Below are 23,740 nucleotides of genomic sequence, written 5' to 3'. Positions count from 1 at the left end.
AAAGATGTCTGAGATTCTAGCTTCGCAAGCAACCCTGCCGCAGGCGGTGTTTTTCCCTATGACCAACCCGATACAAAACTATGCGTGGGGCAGCAAAACCGCCATGCAGCAACTGTTTGCCATCGAAAATCCAACCGATGAACCCCAAGCAGAGCTGTGGATGGGAGCGCATCCCAATGGTTGTTCATGCGTCACGATGGCAGGTCAGCAAGTTAAATTGTCTGACTTTATTGCGCAAAATCCAGCGCTGATTTTAGGTGAGCAGACCGCCGCACAGTTTGGGGAACTGCCTTATCTATTTAAAGTTCTCGCCGCTGAAAACGCGCTGTCGATTCAGGTGCACCCCAACAAGCAGCAAGCTGAATTGGGCTTTGCCCGTGAAGAGCAGCAAGGTATTGCGTTGACCGCCGCCAACCGCAATTACAAAGATCCAAACCACAAGCCAGAGCTGGTTTATGCGCTTACCGAATACCAAGCGATGAACGGCTTTCGCGCTATCGATGAAATTCTCAATGTCTTCACCGAGCTGGCGATTGACGAGTTGAGCTCCCTCGTGGATGCGTTCTCAAATAACCCAACCGAGCCAGGGTTGAGTGACTTTTTCTCTGGCTTACTCTCATTGCAAGGCGAAGCGAAAACCAACGCCGTAGAGGCCTTAATCCACCAAGCAAAACAGGTTGATTTGCCGCTCTTTGCTTTGATTGTTGAACTGGAAAAACAGTACCCCAACGACATCGGCCTCTTCGCACCATTGATGCTCAATGTGATTACTTTGCAACCGGGTGAAGCAATGTTCTTGCAAGCCGAGACGCCGCACGCCTATTTGCATGGTACGGGCTTAGAAATCATGGCCAACTCCGACAACGTGTTGCGCGCGGGTTTAACACCAAAATACATGGATATTGATGAATTGGTGGCGTGCACTCAGTTCAAACACAAGCCGTTGGAACAACTGCGCCTTGAGCCAAACCTGAGTGATGGCAGTCTGCACTACCCGATTCCTGTCGCCGATTTTCAATTTGTTATTTTACCGCCCACAGAGACGCTGACGATCAACGTTTCCAGCGCGGAAATCTTGCTGCCTCTGGATGGCGATCTCGAACTCAACCACGCTAATGGCGAACGTTGTTTGCTCAAAAAGGGCCAATCGGTGTTCATTCCCGCTTACAGTGAACACTACACCATCACCAGCCAAGGCCGAGTGGCGAGAGCGTTGAGTTAAGCACCTTCGAGGGGCGCACTTCGCCCCTATTTTGGATGTGAAAGAACGTCAAGTGGTTGTTCGAACGAGGAATCCACCAAACGAGAAATATCCAATGTCTCGAGTATTTTATGCTCGAAGGTTTCATCCGAAGAAAGAAGCCACTTACGGAATTTTTTCTTAGACGCTTCGCCTTCTAAGCGGTATTTAAACAAAAAGCTCAACATATAGTTGTCTTTGAGCGGAAGGTTGTACACACGCTGAAAAATATGTTTGTAGTTAATATCGCCTTCAACGTACTTAGAATATGTCCGTTTACCTATTGTTACCGTTTCACTGCTGATAGGTGGAAAGGACCTAAAATAATCGTCCAACAAGAACTCTTCTCTTTCTTTTTGATCTTCCTTACTATCCGGAAACTCTCCCCATACTTTATTTGCATATTCAAAGGCGTGATTCATATCCTCTGTATGCCGACCACGTAACGTTCTTTCTACTGGCACAGGATCATGATAAAAATCTAGATATTCTTTTTCTATCACTGCGTTCAGCGATTCAATACCATCAAATGATTGTGGCACTTTTTTAAGCCTCACGAACACCAGCAACAAGCCTTGGCTATTATAGGGGTCGATGGGGTTGATAATGACGTTGTGAAATCGATATGAGAAGAAACCCAGATCAACTTTATGCTCAAAAAAGTTGGGATCAGCACTGTCATTAAGTACGTCTAAGTTCGTTTCCTGAAGATAGTATTTAAAACTAGAGTAATTATCGGGAAAGGAGAATTCATAGAGGTGCTCATCAACTCGATATCGAGCATGAGCTCTGCTTACAAAATTGGGTTTTCCTCTAAAACCATCAATAAGATACTTAATAATGATATTTTTCCTCTGATAAAAATCACCATCAGCCCTTTAATGACATTCGCATTCAGTTTTATGGATTTGTCAAACAGGCTTGTCATTGCAAATATCAATACTAAATTAAAAATTCACAGCCTCAGATCAAATGCTCATTTCATTCAGAAAAATGAGACGTACTTAAGTCACCTGTGAAAGTAACTATTTTGTAGATTTCATGTGACTCGCATTAAGTAATAGGCACCAGCATTCACCTCCTCGCCCCTTTCAAACTCAACGTGATAGAGTCGATCACCAAAACACTGGCATTCCCCCAGCTCACAAGCCTTTAACGTTTGTTCGTGGAAAGTCTGGGGCAATCTTGGCAGAGGGTTCCGTTGCGGCACTTGTATGCTAAACAACAGCTCATCCTAATGTGTTTGAGCCTGCCTTCAGTTTCCTCTTGGATGAGACTCGCTAAGTGTTTGTCAGATAAATGAAATGGATCCAACCAAAGTTTCGCTTGCTGCTCGATATAGCCATTGTCGAGTTCAGGTCTCATGGTTTGAAGCTTGATCAGACAACTTAAAATCAAATCGGCGAGCAAGTGGTTGCTAAATCCGGGGCGAATTCGTGTCCAGTGGTTGATTTGTTGACGGTATTGCTCAAACAAAATTAATAACTGCTCACCAGCTCTCGGGACCAATACCTCCGGCTCGCCATGCCAGTGCATTTCAGAGGCAAAGCGGTATCCCGCAATAAAGCCACGATGCTGGAACTGGCCAAAGTGCGCAAAATCTGGCAATGACTTTAACCCATAGATGGAGAGAACACTGAGATAGATAGGTTGCCAACAGAGCAAGTCCCAAGTACGCGTTAACCAGTAACTGCTGCCCGCTTCTGGATTTGCCAGCGTAAGCTGGTGATAAATGCTCTGTATGATGGCAGTGCTGTTTGGATTTCCGACCAAGATACACGCTTTCGGCAACTCTCCGAATGAGCCTTTTAAATAGGGGGAAACCTGCTTCGAGTACGTGAAAATTAATTGATAAATAGCGGGTGGAGGTGGACGAAACCAAAAACGTTTGAGCCATTCTGGGCGCATAGACAACAAATATCGAGTGTGAGTTGGTCAATACCTTAACGCAACAGGAATTGTAAAACTTAACAATACGGTGCAAAATGATAACCATTCTCTTTTGATTAACTTGACAGTTGTACACTGATGCCACCCTCATGGTTGAGGTACAATTCAATCCGCATGGTTGGTATTCATTGTGGCAACAGCACAAAGTAGAGACAGATCTGTATCGACATTCAATCGCATCAGCAAGGTGTTGTCGTTCATTCATAACAACCTTGATGCGCCGCTGTCACTGGAAGAAATTGCGGAACAAAGTTGCTGGTCACGCTGGCAATTGCAACGCGTCTTTCAAGCGGAAACGGGCTTAACCGTCGCGCACTATGTACGTGAATTGAAACTGAGCACTGCCGCTGAAATGCTGTTGGATACGGATCAGCGAGTCATTGATATCGCCCTTTCCCTTAGCTTTAACTCCGAGATCGCCTTTAGCCGCGCATTCAAGCAGTTGTTTGGCTACAGCCCTCGCCTCTATCGCAAGCAAGCGCAACGCTTTGGCCTAAAGAAACCCATCGAAATATCAGAAATTAATCACGCAGGCATCAATGCAAGCTCGTTTGTTGAAGTGAAAGTCGACACCAAAGAGGCGTTTTTGCTGAAAGGGGTTCGTGGGGAAATGAATGGCTTATTTTCTCTTAAGCCCAATTTCGCACAAGTCGTCCCTCTGCTTTGGAAAAACCTTGAAGAAGCGGCCACAAACCTTCCGCCATTAATGAACCGAAGACTTGGTGTCGTGGATGTAACTCAAGCGAGTTTCGATGGTAGCCACATCAAGTATTGGGCAGGTATCGAACTTGATTCGAACATATCCCTTCCAGAACTGCCCAGTTTGATTTCCGATCAACTCGAAACGCTGGCAGTACCCCAACAAACTTACGCGATCGTAAAACACAAAGGCCCGATTGAGCGGCTTCCGAAAACGCTGGAATGGTTCATTATTCATTGGCTGCCAAATTCTGGCTATCGCGGCATTGATGGTTATGAACTGGAAGTCTACCCCACTGACTATCACCCCAACTCACTCAATGCTGAAATGGAATACTGGGTACCGATCCAAAAAGTATGAGGTTATCCAAGCTCATGTATATCACCAAGTGACTTTAAGTTTGTGTTGAAGTTGCACCAAATTGTTAACTATCTTTTGAGCTGCCCAATACAATGCAAATGAGAATCACTACCATTAGATATGCATTGGTATTTAGGGACAATATGAACACAACAACTCCATTTAAAACTTCCTCTATCGCGCTTGCGATCATGGCGACGTTTACCACTCCTCTTGTTGCCGCCGAGCAAAGCAGCATCGAAAACACTCAGCTTGAAACCACCCAACTTGAAACCATTACGGTGCTTGGCAAGGTCTATCGCAATACGGCAACCAAAACGGCGTTGGAGCACGAGGAAACACCACAAGGCGTAACGATCATTGATAAAGAGCTGCTGGATCAGCGCGGTGTTAAATCGGTCAATGAAGCCCTGCGCTATGCTCCGGGCGTAGTGACGGAACAAAAAGGTGCTGCGGTCACCATGTACGACAACTTTTCTATCCGCGGCTTTGAGACAAACAACCAGAACTATTACGATGGTTTGATCTTGCCTTACTTAGCAGGCTGGAACTTGCATCCACAAATTGACCCAGTCGCAATTCAGCAAATAGAAGTGTTTAAAGGCCCAACCTCGGTGCTCTACGGAACCATGCCTCCGGGCGGCATGGTCAACATCATTGCCAAATCACCGCAACAGGAACAAAGCACATCGGTAGGGCTGGCAACGGGCTCGCGTCATCTTGTACAAGCGTCGCTGGACTCTGCCGGGCAAATCGGTGACAGCAACCTATCCTACCGACTGGTGGCCATGGCACGTAAGCAAGATAGCCAAGTCAACGGTGCCGAAGAAGAACGTTATCTCATCGCACCGTCTCTCGACTGGCAAGTAACCGATCGCACTCTGATCAATGTAAATCTTTACTATCAGAACGATCCCGCCATGGGCATCAACTCTTCCATACCTGTTGAAGTGGTGAAAAGACAATCGCCTTCGGTCTCGATGGGAGATACCAATTGGAGTACCTTCGAGCGTGACGTACTCATGCTTGGCTATAAGCTCAATCACGAGTTCAATGACAACTGGTCATTTCTACAAAATGCCCGTTATACCGATGCCTCGTTGTACCAAGAGAACACTTATCACCTCGATACCGGCTTTACAGCGGCGACGGGTGCGCTGTCTCGAAATATCTATACTACCGATGAAAGCTACAAGAGTGTGGTGATAGACAACCAGCTTTCTGGTCTAGTGACGATGGGCAATTGGCAGCACAACTTGCTGGTTGGCGTCGATTACCAAGATCTCGATGGGGATTCTTCATACAAAGAGTTCGCTGGCAACGCTGCTTTTTATACCTTCAATGCCTATCAGCCAAACAACAATCTGTTAGACAAAAGCCAACTCAACGAAGTCTATTCAGAGCGCCACGACATTGGCTTTGAACAACTGGGCGTCTATTTCCAAGATCAAATACGCCACGGCCAACTGATTTTGCTGGCAGGTGGGCGTTACGATCTGTTCAAATCCCACGATGATAAGACAAGTACTGCGCCAACGTATGATGGCAAAGAAACGTCCGATCACAACCAGTTCTCCTACCGTGTTGGTGCTTTATATGAACTTGGCAATGGCCTGTCACCCTTTGCCAACTATGCCACCAGCTTTGAACCCGCGGCAGGCACCGACATCAACGGCAAGAGCTTGAAACCGCAAACGGGCGAGCAGATCGAAGTGGGCTTTAAGTACATGTCTGCAGACATGGCCAACACGTTGACCGCGTCTTACTTCCACATTACCAAATTTGACTCCATTGCCGCCGACCCTAACGACCCAACGTTCCGTGCAAAGATCCAATTGGGCGAAGTAACGTCTCAAGGTGTCGAGCTTGAAGGGCAAGCCTATCTGGCTGATAACTGGGATGTGCTGGCCTCTTACACCTACCTTGATATGGAAGTGAAAAAAGCCACCGATGCCACGCTTGTCGGGACGACACCGATTTATGTGCCAAAACACAGCGCAAATCTTTGGACGAACTACTACCTCACTTCCGGTGCTTTAAGTGGTGCTCGTATTGGTGGTGGTGTGCGTTATGTGGGCGAAATGGAAATGGATGCTACCAACACCCAAGGCAAGGTGCCATCGTACACAGTCGCTGATCTCTCGCTTGGTTACGACCTGGGCAGCGCGAGTGATTCACTCAATGGCGCGCAAGTTAACTTGGTGGTGAACAACCTGTTCAATGAGCAATATTACTCATGCTACAACCAGACCAACTGCTGGTTTGGCGCGGAGCAAACCGTCGAGCTCAACGTGAATTACGGCTTCTAACCAAATAAAATCGACAAAAAAAGCAACTCTTTCGGAGTTGCTTTTTCTATTTCACTTCGCTTCAGCTAGGCGTTTTCTAGCTGAGCCACCATGCTACGCGCAACGGCTTCGGCCACTTTAATGCCGTCGATACCCGCAGAAAGGATACCGCCTGCATAACCTGCACCCTCACCCGCTGGGTAGAAACCTTTGAGATTCACGCTTTGGTATTCTTTGTCGCGCTTGATGCACACAGGAGAAGAGGTACGCGTTTCCACACCAGTGAGCAAACCGTCTTCAGACGCAAAACCTTTGATCTTGCGATCAAACGCGGGAATCGCTTCGCGAATCGCTTCAATAGCAAAAGGTGGCAACGCCTTCTCAAGGTCCGTCAGTTTAATACCTGGCGTGAATGATGGCTCCACGTCACCAAGAGCACTTGGATCGCGACCTTTTAGGAAGTCACCAATTTTCTGTGCAGGCGCGTCGTAGTTTTCACCACCAAGACGGTAAGCATTGGATTCAAGCTCGCGCTGGAAACGGATACCCGCCAGCGGATCGCCCGGGTAATCAATCTCAGGAGAGATGCCCACCACAATCGCACTGTTGGCGTTACGCTCAGCACGTGAGTATTGGCTCATGCCGTTTGTCACAACGCGGCCTTCTTCAGAGGTCGCCGCTACTACCGTGCCACCCGGACACATACAGAAGCTGTAAACCGTGCGGCCATTCTTACAATGGTGCACCAGTTTGTAATCTGCCGCGCCGAGAATTGGATTGCCCGCGTTTGGACCAAAACGCGCTTCGTCGATCATCGACTGTTTGTGCTCGATACGGAAACCGACAGAGAACGGCTTCGCTTCCATATAAACGCCGCGCTCATGCAACATTTCAAAGGTATCGCGCGCACTGTGGCCGACCGCGAGCACCACATGGCGAGATTTCAGCTCTTCACCGTTAGACAGCGTCACACCCGTGATTTGGCCATCTTCCATATGGATATCGTCAACACGCGTGCTAAAGCGAATCTCACCGCCGAGCTCAAGAATTTTCGCGCGCATTTTTTCGATCATCGTAACCAACTTAAAGGTACCGATGTGCGGCTTACTCACGTAGAGGATCTCTTCTGGCGCGCCCGCTTCAACGAATTCGGTGATCACTTTGCGGCCATAGAAGTTAGGATCTTTCACTTGGCTGTAAAGTTTACCGTCAGAAAAGGTGCCCGCACCGCCTTCACCAAACTGTACGTTTGACTCCGGATTCAGCGTACGCTTACGCCAAAAACCGAAGGTATCTTTGGTACGCTCACGCACCTCTTTACCACGTTCAACAATGATTGGGTTGAAACCCATTTGCGCCAACACAAGGCCAGCAAACAAGCCACAAGGGCCAAAACCGATCACGATTGGGCGCTCAGTGAGGTTCGCTGGCGCTTGAGCCACATACTTGTATTCCATGTCCGGCGTTTCACGAACATGGGGATCGTTACTGAACTTCGCCAACAACTTATCTTGATTCGCCACTTCAATATCCAGCGTGTAGATCAACTGGATGTTGGTCTTTTTACGAGCATCGTAACCACGTCTAAACATGGAAAAAGAAAGAACCTGCTCTGCGGGAATGCCGAGCTTGGCGGTAATGGCTTCGAGAAGCGCGCCTTCCTCATGGTCGAGAGGAAGTCGAAGTTCAGTTAAACGTATCATGGGATGTCTCGTTACAGTTGGTGTCTTAGCCTTGCTGGATCATTTCCTTCTAGAAAAAGCAACCAGCGCAGCTCACAATGGCGCGCATTTTACGAGAATTTGCTTTCTATGTCATACAAAAAGCAGAACTGGGTCATACTAAAAACCAGAACGAAGCAAAGTTCACCATAACAATCGCCGTCACCAATGTTGAATTTTGCCTTGGGATCAGTATCATCCCCCCTTCTTCATTTTTGACCGCAACGTGTCATTGAAGAATGTGTTTCACTGAACTAAAGAGCGCTATGTCATGGCATTTGTGGTAACTGATAACTGTATCCAATGTAAATACACGGATTGTGTCGCCGTTTGCCCGGCGGATGCCTTTCACGAAGGGCCGAACTTCATGGTGATCAACCCCATCGAGTGCATCGACTGTGGTTTGTGTGTGGACGAGTGTGCCGCAGCGGCAATCTTCCAAGAAGATGAGTTGCCAGAAGATCAAGTGATCTACAAAGAGCTGAATGCGGAATTGGCCGAGCTCTGGCCAGTACAAACTGAAGTGAAGCCAGCAATGGATGAAGCAGAAAAGTGGAATGGCGTGCCAAACAAGTTGGACATGCTCGAAAGATAAGTTTTCCCAGCGAATCGATGGGTTAAGTCGATTCGATAAAAACGGATTCAATAAAAAAGCGTCGTATTCCACGACGCTTTTTTGCTATTTCAAGTAAACGGTTTGCTATTTAAACCACTTATTATTTCACAGCGGCAAAACAGCACGCTTAACTAACTGTGCTGACGGCGAATATTGTCGAGAATAATGCCCGTTGCCATCGCCACATTGAGCGATTCTGCCCCACCAAACGCCGGAATGGTGATCTTGTCGGTGACGAACTTCGACGCTTGTTCACGAACACCGTGAGATTCGCTGCCCATCAGCAAAATGCCTTGCGCTGAAAACATCGTTTTATGAACACTTTCCCCTTCAAGAAACGCACCGTAAATTGGCAAATTTGCCTGCTCTAAGTAACTGGGCAGATCAACCAAGCTCACCTGCACACGGCCAAAGCTGCCCATGGTGGCACTGATGGTTTTCGGGTTGTATGGGTCGGCGCAATCGCTGCTGGCAATAATGTGTTTGATGCCGTACCAATCCGCCACACGGATGATGGTGCCAAGGTTACCGGGGTCAGACACACCATCAAGGGCGATCATCAAACCTTGTGCTTTTGGCGTTTCAATCGCAGGGATCTCTACCACCGCAATCGCCGCGTTGTTGCTCACCAACGTGCTCGCCTTCGTCAAATCATCCAGCGATGCTTCAATGCATTCATAACCTGCCAGCTCAACCGCATGTTGCTGTAGAAACTCTGCCGTGGCAAAAACCTGTTTCACCTTGAGCGTGCTGTTGGCCAACTCAAGGACATTTTTTTCACCTTGAACCAGAAATAAGCCAAGCGCTTTGCGCTGTTTCTTTTGCCCCAAAGCTCGAAGCAGTTTTAGTTGGTTTTTTGAAATCATTGCATTGTCCCAGATAAAAGCGTGCGAATTATAGAGCAAAGCCGCGACGAGCTAAAGGGGATTGGCATGTTGTCCTCATACACAAACAGAAGATGGGGCGATGAATGATGGCGCTATGGCTATTATCCAGTGATTTCGGCGCATTTGATTGCCAACGGTTGCTCGATTTTTGAGTTTTAGTTGGGACAAACCGAGAGTGGCAGATTCAAAGGGGAGTTGGCCTGCATCGCTTTCTAATCGCTAAATTGAGACGAGAACTATTGCTATACCCAAACTACTTGGAGTTGCAGGTAGGCGGCAAGTGAGATCATCCCCATGAACATAGACAGACTATGTGATTGGGGTGAACGAGCGTAGCCAACACCGCTGCAGCTTCAAGTAGGAAGGGTATATACCCTTTCCCATAGGGGATACAAGCCTCATTGTTTGTTGTTCTGTTTTTCAACACATTATTCATCACCCATATATGGACATATTTCATCCATTTTCATTTTAATCTTTTGAAAAAGTAAATAGCATATATTACTGATAGAGTTAGAAATAGAAGGCTTATTGCTAACCAAAGTAATCCTCTTAATACGGAAAATAAGTAGTATGGATAAGTGTAGTCTTTGCTTATTACTTTTAAATTATTAATATATAATTCTGACACCATTGAGTAAAAATTTGACTCATAGACTTTTATAACTATGTCTCCTTTGATTTTTTGTATTTTCTTACATTTTTCGTAATCTAAATCTAATAAGTATTCATCTATTATTAATGCTTGTGGTTTCCTAGATTTGCATGTGATATCAAAGTTTGTATAGCCTGATATTTCTTTCTCGACTGAGATTAGAAGTGAAATTTGAGGTAGTGAAAATAAATAGAATAGAAATAGTGAGGAAAGAAGTGAGCCAAGAGATAGAAAAAAGAGTTGAGATTTTGATCTAATTTTCTTAACGCCATCTATTATAATTTTTAACATTCTATTATTCCATGTGTCTGATATTACTTTCTACTTAAAGTAGGCATTAAATGGTGACGTGTCGGAATCCCCCATAACAACTTAAAATTCGATGAACTAGAAATTTGGCACGACTGGTATCAAATAGTGATACTAAATAGCTGTGCTTAGATGTGGAACGATAACCCGTAAAAGGAAGTGAACTAGGTACTGTTTAAGCAATAGTAAACTGACAGCAGCAACGACAATGCAATAACACCGAGTCACATCACTTGTCGTCATTCTCGCGCACGCGGGAATCCATTCATCCGCGTCCAGCGCATGAAGCTTTTGCCGGTGCACTTACCGCAACATAGATCAAACCGACAGCAACACGTAAACACAGTCGTAACACTGAGCCAAGGCAGTCGCTGAACGATGGGTCCCCGCGTTCGCGAGGATGACGAGCGAAGAGGCTATTTGAACAAAGTGAGTAGAAAAACGTTAACGGTAACACGGAATCATCAATGCAAAGCAATGGCATTAGTCTGGCGCTGCGCCAGACTGATGCTTGTTCGGGTTAGGCTTGAGCCAGAGAAGCCGTTCCTTTTACCTCAGATTCAACCGCAGACTTATCAAACCCTTCATGCAGATGGTAGTAGCGTTGGTAAATCACACCACTGATGGTCATCATGATGGCTGGTAGACCAATCATCATAAATTCAAGCCCCATGATGGTACTGGCCGATTGCTCTACGTTAGGGACGTAACCGACAACCGACAAGCCCACACCGACAATGAAGCCACCTGCTGCGCCTGCGAATTTCACAAGCATGGTTTGTACTGAGAAGATAACACTCTCGCTACGACGACCGGTTTTGTGCTCGCCGTAATCCACAACGTCCGCCAGCATGACCGTTTGCAGTGCGTTCGCGATACCTACACCGAATTTAATTGCCGCACCCGCCATACCAATCATCAGAGCGTTAGCTGGCGCAACAAAGCCCATCAGTAGTAGAAGCACACAAGACAGAATTGGGAAGCCACAAGCGATAGGCCATAGGAGCTTACGTGGTAATAGAGAAGCGATACGAGGGAACAAGAACACACCCGCCACTTCTGCTGCGCCAGCCACCGCCACGTAAACTGGGAATAGCTCTGCGTTACCCAGTGCGTAAGAGAAGTAGTAAATCGCAAAGCCACCCACCAATAGGTTCGCAATTTGGAAAGAGAGAACCGTGCCAATCAGCGCTTTAAGCTGGTCGTTTTTGCCAATGATGGTCAATACGTCTTTGAAGCTGAATTTCTCTGCGGGTTTCGCGTTTGCTGGCGCCGCTTTCTCTTTGACGTTGCGAGCAATCAAGAATGCGCTCATCACAAACAGAACTGCAATCAACATCGCAACATTAAAGAAACCGTCACCTTGGTTGCCGTTACCCAGCTCGCCGACAATGTGCAAACCGTATGTCCCCGTAATGAACCATGCAAGGCTTGCAAACAGGCGCGGCCATACCACCAGCTTTTCACGCTCTTGGCGAGAACTTGATAGCGCAGGAATCATTGACCAGTAAGGGATATCCATAATGGTGTAGGTTAGACCCCAAAGGATGTAAGCCGCGGCCGCGTAGATGTAAAGCGTCGTCCCTTCAAACATGTGCGTACTAAAAAGGCCAACTAAGACGATCGCATTTAACAGCGTACCAATCACAATCCAAGGGCGGAACTTACCGAACTTAGAACGTGTATTGTCGACGATCACCCCCATCATTGGGTCAGTTATCGCATCGATAATACGAGCGGCTAAGAAGATGGTACCAACGAAAGCAGCAGACAAGCCTGCTACGTCCGTAAAGTAGAACATTAAGAAGATGTAGATAGGTGCACAGGCAAAGTCTTTACCGAGTGCACCAAGACCGTAGGACAGCTTGGTTTGTAGCGTAATTTTTTCAGACATAATCATTCCTTAGTATCGTATCGCGCTGCACTCCCCTATCGAGAAGCCATCACGTCGACGTCTTTTATTTCGTTTTCGATGCTAATGCTACTCACACACTGAATGCCTTACTGTGATCAAAAACCACATTATGGAAACGTTTACAGTTCAATTTTCAAAATGAGACATTGAACAATTTTAAAGTAACAAAAACTCACAATATTGCGTATATTTCCCTTACTTTATCGACAAAGTTCGACACCAACACATGAGAACGATTTCAAGCAGAGCGTAAAACAACGCAAAAAGCCGTACAAATCTGACATTTGTACGGCAATAAAAAACCAAGGAGAAACGTCGAAAGCGTCTATTTAGTGAATACGTTCGAACGTCACCAACATCGCACTTTCTGCATCAAGAATTGACATGGTTAAGCCAACTTCTTCACACCATGCACCAGACAGTTCACAGCCCGATTCAGTCCATGGCGGCTGGTAATTCACGATGTCGTCGTAGTTAGACGGCTTATCCAATACCGTCACTCGGTATGTCGCTTGTGGATCTAAACCCGGTACGCGCAAATGCCCACTGAGAGAGTTCGTCGGCATCGCGAGCTGAGCAATCATCACCACCGCTTGCGATTGATCGTTGGCCACCACCGCATGAATTTGATGTGCTTTATCATCGGTTGGTACACGCCAAGTTCTGCCGCTGTGCAGCAGTGGCCGCAGCATTTTGTGCAGCTTGATATAGCGCTCAAAACCTTCTTTTTCCGCTTGCTCTTCTTTCACAGGATCAAGCTCAATCCCCATATGACCGAACAGTGCCGTAAGCCCACGGAACTCGATGCTATGGCGACGGCGCGTGCTGTGACAATGGCTGGCACCAATATGGCTGCCCATCACCTCTGGCGGGAAAAAATAGCTCATGCCGCGTTGAATGGTTTGACGCTCAAGTGCGTCATTGTTGTCTGACGCCCAGAATCGATGCGTGCGTTTCAGCACTTCAAAATCGATACGGCCACCGCCCGCCGCGCAAGATTCAATCTCGACGTTCGGGTGCTTTTCACGAACTTTATCGACTAACTGGTAGTAACGTTGGGTTTGATTGTGCGCTGCCGCTTGGCCTAAATGCGCTGGCTGCACCACTTCACGGTTCATGTCCCATTTGATGTAAGCGATGTTGTAAGTCGAGAGGAAATGGTCCAACCGCTCAAACAGGAAGTTAAACGCATCATCGTTTTGCAGGTTAATCACATACTGGTTGCGACCGGTTGGCTGGTCGTAACCCTCAACGGCCAATAACCAATCAGGATGCGTACGATACAAATCTGAATCTTTGTTGATCATCTCTGGTTCGAACCACAAACCAAACTCCATACCCAGTTTGTTGACGTGCTCGACGATCGGTTGCAAACCATTCGGATACTTGGTTTCACATAAGAACCAGTCCCCTAGCCCGGCTTTGTCGCCATTGCGCCCTTTGAACCAGCCGTCATCAATGATAAAGCGTTCAACGCCCATCTCCGCCGATTGGGTTGCCATTGACATGATGTAGTTTGGATCGTGATTGAAGTAGATGCCTTCCCAAGTATTAAGGTGAATCGGACGAGGCTTGTTCGCAAAATCCTCAGGCAAAATCGAATCACGGACGTGTGAGTGGAAATGGTGGCTCATGCCGTTGAGACCCGAGCGGCTGTAACTTGCGTACAACCACGGAGTGGTCAAGCTTTCGCCCTCTTTCAGTGCCACTTCACCAGGCAGGTAAATGACTTCAGCCTGCATATAACGGCGACCGTCAGCTTTCACGTCCACACGCAGTCTGTGATTGCCACTCCATGCGAAATGGAATCCCCATACATCGCCGCTCATTTCGTCAAAATGCGCGCTGCCAGCCACCAATGCCGGATAATGTTCATGGGAAGTGCGTCCACGGCGGTTCTCTTGTTGGTAGCCCCCTTGAAGCAAGGGTTGACGCACGGTTTGGAACTCGTGAACCCAGCGCCCGTAATAGGTCATCAACTCGTTCGCACGGGCAGGCAAAGGCAAAGTGTTCGCCAAGCGGTTCACTTGGTATAGGCCCGCTTTAATGTTGGTGAGTGTGTGGCGCGTTTTGACCACATCATGCTGATCCAGCATCAGCTCGGTTGTCAGGCGAAGGCCCGCGATCGCATCTTCGCTTTGAATCACGATAGAACCTTGGCCGTGTTCAACATGGGAGATGACAAACACGGGTGCCCAATCTTGACCATCGCGATGCCCTTCCACACCGGGGCTACTGAACACACCGCGGCCAAGCTCAGGATGGAGTGTCATCGCAACATCAGTATCAAGGCGACCATATGGCACCGGACGATGCAGTGCAACGCGAGCGCTTTCAAGCTCCCCCTGAACCTTGTTTCCCCAGTGCAGAATCTCCGCGTATTCGCCGAGCTCGACCATTAACTGAGTTTCCCGACCGCTTAACTCAACCACTGTTTTGTTCGTCATCATGCTTACCTAAAAACGAGAAATTACGCCGCATCATAATGAAACGGACAAAATAATCTGTGAGCCACTGCAAAATCATGAAAACGTTTCCAGATTTATTCAGAACTCAGTGCCGTAGCTGCCGATAAAACCAAGACCCACAATCTTTTCCAACCTTTGAAGTGCTGGCACACTTCGCCATGCCTAGCGGACAAAACAACGATCATTCTCACATTGCTATGGATTTATCTTGCGCGAGTGGAAAAATGCCACACACATCATGAAAACGTTTCCAGACTTTCATTACACTCTGCCTCAGTTAGGAACTTGTTACTTGCTTGTGCTGCTCTAAAACAGACTGACTTATTCGCCGACAGGTAACATCAATCATAAAGGCACCACATGACTGCATTTTCAGAAATTCTCCAACGACGCGACTGGGAAAACCCGCAATCCGTGAACATTCACTGCCTAAAGGCACATAGCCCACTCTCCAGTTTTCGCGATATGGCCCATGCTCGCGATGGTATTCACGCCCAGCGTCAATCGCTAAATGGACAATGGAAATTCAAACTGTTTGATGCGCCAGAGCAGGTGGATGGTCAGTTCACACAGGCCGATTTCAATGACGCGGAATGGGATGAGATCCCCGTGCCGTCTAACTGGCAACTGCACGGTTACGACAAACCCATTTACGCCAATATTAAATACCCATTTGACGTAAACCCGCCGTTTGTACCAAGTGATAACCCAACCGGTTGCTACCGCACTAGGGTATCGTTGTCACCAGAAGAGTTGGCCAACACGCAACGCATTATCTTTGATGGCGTGAATTCGGCATTCCATCTTTGGTGTAACGGCATTTGGGTTGGCTACAGTCAAGACAGCCGTTTGCCTGCCGAGTTTGATCTCACATCGCATCTCGTGGCAGGGGAAAATACGCTCGCGGTCATGGTGATGCGTTGGTGTGATGGCAGCTACCTAGAAGACCAAGACATGTGGTGGCTAAGTGGTATCTTCCGTGACGTGACGTTGCTGTCGAAACCACAGCACTGCATTGAAGATGTGTTCATCACGCCGGATCTCGACGCCTGCTATCGCGACGGCTCGCTCTCCATCGTCACCACCATTGCAGCGCCAGAAACCTATCAAGTACAGGTTCAATTGTTTGAGGGTACACAAGCGGTCACTGAGCCAAACATCGCTCGCCCACACAACCGTCGCATCGACGAGCGTGGCACTTGGAATGATGTGGTATTCCAAACCCTGCACCTACGCGAGCCAAAGAAATGGACGGCGGAAACACCGAACCTCTACCGCTTAGTCGTTTCACTGTTGGATGAAAATGGCACGCATCTCGAGAGCGAAGCGTACCCTGTGGGTTTTCGTAAAGTGGAAATCAGCGAGGGTCAATTGAAGCTCAACGGCAAGCCGCTGCTGATCCGCGGGGTCAATCGCCACGAGCATCACCCAGAGCTGGGCCATGTGATGACAGAAGAGGATATGATCCGCGATATCTGCCTGATGAAACAATACAACTTCAACGCAGTGCGCACCGCTCACTATCCGAACCATCCGCGTTGGTACGAACTGTGTGACCAATACGGCTTGTACGTGTGTGATGAAGCAAACATTGAAACCCACGGCATGCAGCCAATGAGCCGCTTATCGAGCGATCCGCAATGGGCACACGCGTACATGAGTCGCTACACCCAAATGGTACTGCGCGATAAGAACCATCCATCGATCATCATCTGGTCTTTAGGTAATGAATCGGGCCACGGCAGCAATCACAATGCGATGTACGCTTGGTCGAAAAACTTTGACCCTTCTCGCCCAGTGCAATACGAAGGCGGCGGTTCAAACACCAGCGCCACCGACATCATTGCGCCAATGTACGCGCGCGTGAATACCCTAGTTGCCGATGAAGCGGTGCCAAAATGGCCAATCAAAAAATGGATTTCTCTACCCAACGAAACGCGCCCATTGATCTTGTGCGAATACGCCCATGCGATGGGCAATAGCCTAGGCAGTTTTGATGAATACTGGGCGGCATTTCGCGAGTTCCCACGCCTACAAGGCGGCTTTATTTGGGATTGGGTCGACCAAGGCTTGAGCCAATGGGATGAAAACGGCCAGCACTTCTGGACTTACGGCGGCGACTTTGGTGATGAAATCAACGATCGCCAGTTCTGCATCAACGGTTTGATCTTCCCCGATCGCACGGTTCATCCAACGTTGCAAGAAGCCAAATATTGCCAGCGCATGATCACCGTCTCGCTGCAAGAGCAAACCCAAAAAGCGTGCACACTGTTGGTGACCAACGAGAACCTGTTCCGTGCGACCGATAACGAGCAATTGAACTGGTCGCTATTGGAAAATGGCCAAGTCATTCAAACGGGTTCACAGGTGCTTAGCATAGAGGCTGACAGCCAAACAAGCCTTGAGATTGCGCTGAATTTCATGCCAAAAGCGCAGGCGCAATACCACTTAAATACCGACGTCTGCCTTATTGAAGCGACGTCATGGGCTCCCGCAGGCCATGTGGTGGCGACAGAGCAAATGGCGCTGCGCAATCACGCTGGCCTTGCCATGCCAACCTTGCGCACACAGCCTGCACCCAAGCTGAACCAAGACGGCCACGCCATTGTGGTCCGCAGTCTGGATGAAAAGTATCAATGGCGCTGGGATAACCAAAGCGGTTTGCTGATGGAATGGAACGCGGATGGCAAAGCGCAAATGCTGGCCGCGCCGCAAGACAACTTCTTCCGCGCCCCGCTGGATAACGACATCGGCATCAGTGAAGTGGATAACGTTGATCCCAACGCTTGGGTATGCCGTTGGGAAATGGCGGGCATCGGTCAGTGGGAGCGTCATTGCGTCCAGTGCGAGAGCGAAACGCTCGCTCACGCCGTGGTCGTGACCACCACGTTTGCCTACCACTTTGGCGGCGACGTGCAAGCCATTACCAAGTGGACGCACACACTCAGCAACAATGGCGAAATGCAATTGGATGTCGACGTCACACTGGCAGACGCTCTGCCGCCGATGCCGCGTATTGGCTTGGAGTTGCAACTGCCGCTTCACCAAACCGACACGCCGATCACATGGCAAGGCTTAGGCCCATTTGAAAACTACCCAGATCGCTTAGCCGCAGCACGTTTTGGCTTACATACTCAAACACTGGCGCAGATGCACACACCGTACATCTTCCCAACCGACAGCGGCCTGCGTTGTGGCACGCAGTGGTTGCAAGTGAACGAGTTGGCCATCTCGGGTGACTTCCAGTTCAGTGTCAGCCAATACGCTCAGCAACAATTGGCAGAAGCAAAACATACCCATGATTTGCTAACGCAAGAGCGGATTTACCTGCGCCTAGACCACCAGCACATGGGGGTTGGCGGTGACGATTCTTGGAGCCCAAGTGTGCACAAAGAATTCCAATTAACGGAGAAACACTACCACTACCAGTTGCGATTTAGCCCGGCTTCACGCTAGCGTTTGCTCGCCTCTAGACTTTCCCACTAGGCTTTCCCTCTAGGCCAAACCCGATAAGCCAAGCCTTTGATTTTGCGTCTAAGGCTTGGCTTTGTCGTTTTAGTGCGTTTTTTTGCACTCGATCACCACCTCTATGACCAACGTTTACACGCAAGATAAAAACCACACTCAAATCACAAAACCCTTACAAACATTAACATTCAATTACAAATCTGGTGAAATTTTTATCTAGTTCACATTAATTGATTCGTTTGTCACTATACTCAAAGGGTAAACGTTTTCACCAATTATAAAATTAATTGCAGATGACGAATTACCCCTACAGCAAACCAATAACAAACAATCAGGATTTTTCTATGAGAAAGGTTACTCTACTTGCTCTGCTCACTGCTGGTGTAGGCTTTGGAACACAAGCTCTAGCGGATACCACCCTTGGATTTACTATCTACAAGTACGACGACAACTTCATGTCGGTTGTGCGCCAAGCGATTGAAAAAGAAGCGGCATCAGACAAAAGCACTCGCATTCTGATGAACGATTCGCAAAACAGCCAATCGATGCAAAACGACCAAGTGGACGTCATGTTGGCTCGTGGTGTGCAAGCGCTGGCCATTAACCTGGTTGACCCTGCGGCCGCGCCAACCATCATCCAAAAAGCGAAAATGGACGATGTGCCTATCGTGTTCTACAACAAAGAACCAAGCCCACAAGCGCTCGCGAGCTACGACAAAGCATACTACGTCGGTACCGACTCAAAAGAATCGGGCATCATTCAAGGTGATCTCATCGCGCAAGCGTGGAAAGCCAACCCAGCATGGGACAAAAACGGCGATGGCGTATTGCAATACGTAATGCTAAAAGGCGAACCTGGCCACCCAGATGCGGAAGCACGCACCACGTATTCTGTGCAAACCATCAATGAAAACGGCATCAAAACCGAAGAGTTGCACATGGATACCGGCATGTGGGATACCGCGATGGCGAAAGACAAGATGGACGCTTGGCTCTCTGGCCCTAACGGCAGCAAAATCGAAGTGGTGATTGCCAACAACGACGGCATGGCGATGGGCGCAGTAGAAGCACTGCGCGGCGCGGGCGTGAAACTGCCTGTGTATGGTGTTGATGCCCTAGCTGAAGCCTTGGCGCTGGTCAAATCTGGCGACATGGCGGGTACCGTACTCAACGATGCGGAATCCCAAGCGAAAGCGACCTTTGAACTGTCACGCAACCTCGCCGATGGCAAACAGCCTGCTGAAGGCACGCGCTGGCAAGTCGTGAACAAAATTGTTCGCGTGCCTTATGTTGGCGTTGATAAAGATACCTTGAACTAATTTAGTGCCCGGGGGAGCGTGCTCCCCCTATGCGCTTTCTTCATTGTCACACTGTCGTTAGAGAACATTTCTGTTGTCCGCCCATTGACGAAATAAAGAGAGACCATGGTAAATCAAACACATGAATTCCTGTTGGAGATGACAGGAGTAAGTAAAGAGTTTCCTGGGGTAAAGGCATTAGATAAGGTTAATTTAAAAGTTCGCCCTCATTCTATTCATGCATTAATGGGAGAAAATGGGGCTGGCAAATCAACACTATTAAAATGTCTATTTGGTATTTACGAGAAGAATGAAGGAAATATTCTCTTTCTCGGCAAGGAAGTGAATTTCACCTCATCAAAAGAAGCATTGGAATCCGGTGTTTCTATGGTTCACCAAGAATTGAACCAAGTAAAACAATGCTCCGTCATGGATAATATTTGGCTCGGTCGTTATCCAAAGAAAGGGTTCTTTGTTGATCACGATAAAATGTATCGCGATACCAAAGCAATCTTTGCCGAACTGGATATCGATATCGATCCTAAAGTCAAAGTCGCGACCTTATCCGTATCACAAATGCAGATGGTTGAGATCGCCAAAGCGTTCTCCTATGACGCCAAAATCGTCATCATGGATGAACCCACCTCATCGCTGACGGAAAAAGAAGTCAGCCACCTGTTTACCATCATCAACAAGCTGAAAGAGAAAGGCTGTGGTGTGGTGTACATCTCGCACAAGATGGAAGAAATCTTTGCTATCTGCGATGAAATCACCATTTTGCGCGATGGACAATGGGTCGACACTCGCCCTCTCAAAGGGCTCGATATGGACCAGATCATCGCCATGATGGTTGGCCGCGAGTTAACGCATCGCTTCCCTGAAAAAACCAACACACCGAAAGATGTGATTTTGGAAGTGGAAAACCTCACCGCGCTCAACCAGCCGTCGATTCAAGATGTGTCGTTTGAACTGAAAGCGGGCGAAATCTTAGGCGTTGCGGGCCTTGTGGGGTCACGCAGAACCGACATCGTCGAAACGATTTTCGGTGTACGCGAACGCAGCGAAGGGCACATTCGCTTGCATGGTCGTGAGATGAAAAACCGCGATGCGCATGAAGCGATCAACAACGGTTTTGCCCTCGTGACCGAAGAACGTCGCTCCACCGGCATCTACGGAAACCTCGACATCACCTTCAATGCGTTGGTGGCCAACGTCGATGAGTACAAAACCAAAATGGGCCTACTCAGCGACAAAAAAATGAAGAGTGACACGCAGTGGGTGATTGATTCCATGCGCGTGAAAACGCCCTCTCATCAAACCCACATCAGCTCTTTGTCGGGGGGTAACCAGCAGAAAGTCATCATTGGCCGCTGGCTACTCACGCAACCGGAAATCCTCATGCTGGATGAACCGACACGCGGGATCGACGTTGGCGCGAAGTTTGAGATTTACCAATTAATTCTCGAATTAGCCAAGAAAAACAAAGGCATCATTATTATTTCTTCGGAAATGCCGGAATTACTGGGTATTACAGACCGAATATTAGTCATGAGTAATGGCCGCGCAGCGGGCATCGTTAATACCAAAGAAACTTCACAGAATGAAATATTAGAACTGGCTTCTCGCTATCTCTAGGGAATGAATTATGGACGCTGTTAAATCTTTCGCATTAAAGCATTTAAAAGAGAGCGCAATATACGCGGTTCTCCTTATTCTACTGGCTGTTATTGTTATTCAAGAGCCATCGTTTCTTAGCTTGAGAAACTTAAGTAATATCCTGACTCAATCTTCCGTACGCGTCATCATCGCTCTCGGTGTCGCCGGCCTGATTGTCACCCAAGGCACCGACCTGTCAGCCGGTCGCCAAGTGGGGTTGGCGGCGGTGATTTCGGCCACCTTGTTGCAGTCGATCGATAACGTCAACAAAGTGTTCCCAGGCATTGGCGAAGTGCCCATCGTCGCGGTGATCATTTGCGTGTGCTTGATCGGTGCCATCATCGGTTTGGTCAACGGCGTTATCGTTGCTTACCTGAAAGTAACGCCTTTTATCGCCACATTAGGCACCATGATCATCGTTTACGGCATCAACTCGCTTTACTACGATGCGGTAGGCGCCTCTCCGATTGCGGGCTTTGATGAGCGTTTCACTACCTTTACGCAAGGCTTTATCAACCTCGGGGGTTTCCGTTTCTCCTACATCACCTTCTACGCCATCATCGCCATTGTCTTTATGTGGGTGCTGTGGAATAAAACCGTGTTTGGCAAAAACATTTTCGCCGTGGGTGGCAACCCAGAAGCGGCCAAAGTGTCTGGTGTGAACGTCCCCCTCACCTTGTTGAAAGTGTATGCCCTTTCTGGTGTGCTTTACGCCTTTGGCGGTATGTTAGAAGCTGGCCGTATCGGCAGTGCCACCAACAACTTAGGTTTCTTATACGAGCTTGATGCCATCGCTGCTTGTGTGGTAGGCGGCGTTTCATTTGCCGGTGGTGTCGGTAGCATTGCTGGTGTTGTCACGGGTGTGTTGATCTTCACCGTTATCAACTACGGTATGACCTACATCGGCGTCAGCCCATACTGGCAATACATTATTAAAGGCTCCATCATCGTTTTCGCGGTCGCGCTCGATTCGATGAAATACGCCAACAAAAAATAACCCCCAACTGCGCCTAGCGCTCGCCCTGCCCTTACCGGCAGGGCTTTTTTGACTCACTTCGGTGAAAAATCCTCTCGAAACTTGAGCTTATCCGACATTTATTCGGTTGCCATTTGAGTTATCGCCGTGGGCGGTGTTAAATGGCGGCGTAAACGAACAATAACAACAAAAGTAATCCCTTATGGCGACCATCAAAGACGTGGCAAAACTGGCTGGCGTATCCATAGCCACCGCCTCACGCGTTATCAATAACGCCCCTCACACCAGCGAAGCGGCAATCGTCGCGGTCAAAGAAGCAATGCAATCTTTGGGCTATCGTCCCAACGCCAACGCGCGTGCACTGGTGAGCAAATCTTCCAATACCATTGGCGTTTTGGTGAATGACGTCTCTGCGCCTTTTTTTGGCACCATGGTCAAAGCCATCGACACCGTGGCCTGCGAACAAGGCAAACAGTTGTTGATTGGCAGCGGCTATCACGACGCCAACAAAGAGCGCAACGCCATTGAGTTGTTGATCAACAGCCGCTGTGAATCTTTGGTGGTGCACAGCAAAGGCATGAGCGACCAAGAACTTGTCTCACTGGCGGATGAAATTCCCGCCATGGTGGTGATCAATCGGGTCGTGAAAGGCATCGAATCACGCTGCATTGCGCTCGACAACCATCGCGGCTCCTACCTTGCGACGGAGTTTTTGATCCGCAGTGGTCACAAACACATTGGCTACATTTGTTCCAGCCACAACATCGACGACGCCAAAGATCGCCTCGCGGGCTATCAAGATGCCTTGCGCGACAACGGCATCGAGATCCGCGATGAATACATTGAATATGGCGAGCCAGACGAAACCGGCGGCGAGCAGGCGATGATCAGCATCATGGCGAAGAACCTCCCCATCACCGCGCTGGCGACATACAACGACTACATGGCCGCAGGATGCCTCTCGTTGCTGCTGGAAAACGGCATTCGCATTCCTGAAGAGATGTCGCTCATTGGCTTTGATGATGGCCACGTCGCACGCTACATCTACCCACGCTTAACCACGGTTCGCTATCCGATTCAGGTGATGGCCAACGAGGCGGTAAAACTGTCGCTGCAATTGGCCAATGGTGAGGCACCTGAGCGCAAAGAGCACAAGCTCTTTTTGCCCATGCTGATCCGCCGAGCCTCTGTCGGCGCGCCTGCAAAATAACCGCCATTCGACACTATTTTTGT

At 48.4% G+C, this 23,740-nt stretch carries 16 protein-coding genes; 9 read left to right on the top strand and 7 right to left on the bottom strand.

Features of this window, described 5'->3' with window-relative positions; all coding sequences use genetic code 11:
- Positions 1-4 precede the first annotated feature (4 nt).
- The gene (gene manA / locus PQQ36_RS06395) at positions 5-1,222 is read left to right on the top strand and encodes a mannose-6-phosphate isomerase, class I (protein ID WP_273660590.1); all 1,218 of its coding nucleotides are present in this window, start codon (positions 5-7) and stop codon (positions 1,220-1,222) included.
- A gap of 26 nt (positions 1,223-1,248) precedes the next feature.
- Here manA and PQQ36_RS06390 read toward each other — a convergent pair whose 3' ends face one another.
- A complete protein-coding gene (locus tag PQQ36_RS06390; protein ID WP_044024011.1) occupies positions 1,249-1,803 on the bottom strand; it encodes a hypothetical protein in 555 nt (184 codons plus the stop codon).
- Positions 1,804-2,392: 589 nt separating this feature from the next.
- The gene (locus tag PQQ36_RS06385) at positions 2,393-3,148 is read right to left on the bottom strand and encodes a siderophore ferric iron reductase (RefSeq protein ID WP_273660589.1); all 756 of its coding nucleotides are present in this window, start codon (positions 3,146-3,148) and stop codon (positions 2,393-2,395) included.
- Between the two features lie 172 nt (positions 3,149-3,320).
- Here PQQ36_RS06385 and PQQ36_RS06380 point away from each other — a divergent pair, with 172 nt between their 5' ends.
- Positions 3,321-4,250 carry an AraC family transcriptional regulator gene (locus tag PQQ36_RS06380; RefSeq protein WP_043921211.1) on the top strand — a complete coding sequence of 310 codons (930 nt, stop codon included), beginning with the start codon at positions 3,321-3,323 and terminating at the stop codon, positions 4,248-4,250.
- Positions 4,251-4,393: 143 nt separating this feature from the next.
- Positions 4,394-6,559 (top strand): TonB-dependent siderophore receptor, encoded by a 2,166-nt coding sequence (locus PQQ36_RS06375; RefSeq protein WP_273660588.1) that lies wholly within the window; start codon positions 4,394-4,396, stop codon positions 6,557-6,559.
- Between the two features lie 65 nt (positions 6,560-6,624).
- Here the strand turns inward: PQQ36_RS06375 and PQQ36_RS06370 are convergent, their stop codons facing one another.
- A complete protein-coding gene (locus tag PQQ36_RS06370; RefSeq protein WP_040110457.1) occupies positions 6,625-8,241 on the bottom strand; it encodes an NAD(P)/FAD-dependent oxidoreductase in 1,617 nt (538 codons plus the stop codon).
- A gap of 289 nt (positions 8,242-8,530) precedes the next feature.
- Between PQQ36_RS06370 and fdxA the strand changes: the two genes are divergently transcribed.
- Complete coding sequence (gene fdxA, locus PQQ36_RS06365) at positions 8,531-8,854, top strand: ferredoxin FdxA (RefSeq protein ID WP_011082218.1); 324 nt, start codon at positions 8,531-8,533, stop codon at positions 8,852-8,854.
- A gap of 152 nt (positions 8,855-9,006) precedes the next feature.
- Here the strand turns inward: fdxA and PQQ36_RS06360 are convergent, their stop codons facing one another.
- The 4 genes from PQQ36_RS06360 to PQQ36_RS06345 form a co-directional block, all read right to left on the bottom strand.
- Positions 9,007-9,741, bottom strand: a complete 735-nt coding sequence (locus PQQ36_RS06360) for an RNA methyltransferase (protein ID WP_108693796.1) — start codon at positions 9,739-9,741, stop codon at positions 9,007-9,009.
- A gap of 487 nt (positions 9,742-10,228) precedes the next feature.
- Positions 10,229-10,708, bottom strand: a complete 480-nt coding sequence (locus PQQ36_RS06355) for a hypothetical protein (RefSeq protein WP_225508120.1) — start codon at positions 10,706-10,708, stop codon at positions 10,229-10,231.
- Positions 10,709-11,246: 538 nt separating this feature from the next.
- Positions 11,247-12,620, bottom strand: coding sequence for a melibiose:sodium transporter MelB (gene melB / locus PQQ36_RS06350; protein ID WP_273660587.1), 1,374 nt, complete (start codon positions 12,618-12,620; stop codon positions 11,247-11,249).
- A gap of 350 nt (positions 12,621-12,970) precedes the next feature.
- The gene (locus PQQ36_RS06345) at positions 12,971-15,088 is read right to left on the bottom strand and encodes an alpha-galactosidase (RefSeq protein WP_273660586.1); all 2,118 of its coding nucleotides are present in this window, start codon (positions 15,086-15,088) and stop codon (positions 12,971-12,973) included.
- A gap of 381 nt (positions 15,089-15,469) precedes the next feature.
- Between PQQ36_RS06345 and PQQ36_RS06340 the strand changes: the two genes are divergently transcribed.
- The 5 genes from PQQ36_RS06340 to PQQ36_RS06320 all read left to right on the top strand — a co-directional run bounded on the left by PQQ36_RS06340 (position 15,470) and on the right by PQQ36_RS06320 (position 23,717).
- Entirely contained in the window at positions 15,470-18,565 is a 3,096-nt protein-coding gene (locus PQQ36_RS06340; RefSeq protein WP_273660585.1) for a beta-galactosidase, read from the top strand.
- A 356-nt stretch (positions 18,566-18,921) separates the two neighbouring features.
- Positions 18,922-19,896 carry a galactose/glucose ABC transporter substrate-binding protein MglB gene (gene mglB / locus PQQ36_RS06335; protein ID WP_011082209.1) on the top strand — a complete coding sequence of 325 codons (975 nt, stop codon included), beginning with the start codon at positions 18,922-18,924 and terminating at the stop codon, positions 19,894-19,896.
- A gap of 105 nt (positions 19,897-20,001) precedes the next feature.
- On the top strand, positions 20,002-21,510 hold the full coding sequence (gene mglA / locus PQQ36_RS06330; protein WP_130192512.1) for a galactose/methyl galactoside ABC transporter ATP-binding protein MglA: 1,509 nt from the start codon (positions 20,002-20,004) through the stop codon (positions 21,508-21,510).
- A gap of 10 nt (positions 21,511-21,520) precedes the next feature.
- Positions 21,521-22,528 (top strand): galactose/methyl galactoside ABC transporter permease MglC, encoded by a 1,008-nt coding sequence (mglC, locus tag PQQ36_RS06325; protein WP_011082207.1) that lies wholly within the window; start codon positions 21,521-21,523, stop codon positions 22,526-22,528.
- A 181-nt stretch (positions 22,529-22,709) separates the two neighbouring features.
- Complete coding sequence (locus PQQ36_RS06320) at positions 22,710-23,717, top strand: substrate-binding domain-containing protein (protein ID WP_011151585.1); 1,008 nt, start codon at positions 22,710-22,712, stop codon at positions 23,715-23,717.
- Positions 23,718-23,740 lie beyond the last annotated feature (23 nt).

Origin of the sequence: Vibrio sp. CCUG 15886, from assembly GCF_028570825.1 — a bacterium.
Lineage (GTDB): Bacteria > Pseudomonadota > Gammaproteobacteria > Enterobacterales > Vibrionaceae > Vibrio > Vibrio vulnificus_B.
The sequence above is the reverse complement of the archived record's forward strand: the minus strand, read 5'-3'. Positions and strand labels throughout refer to the sequence as shown.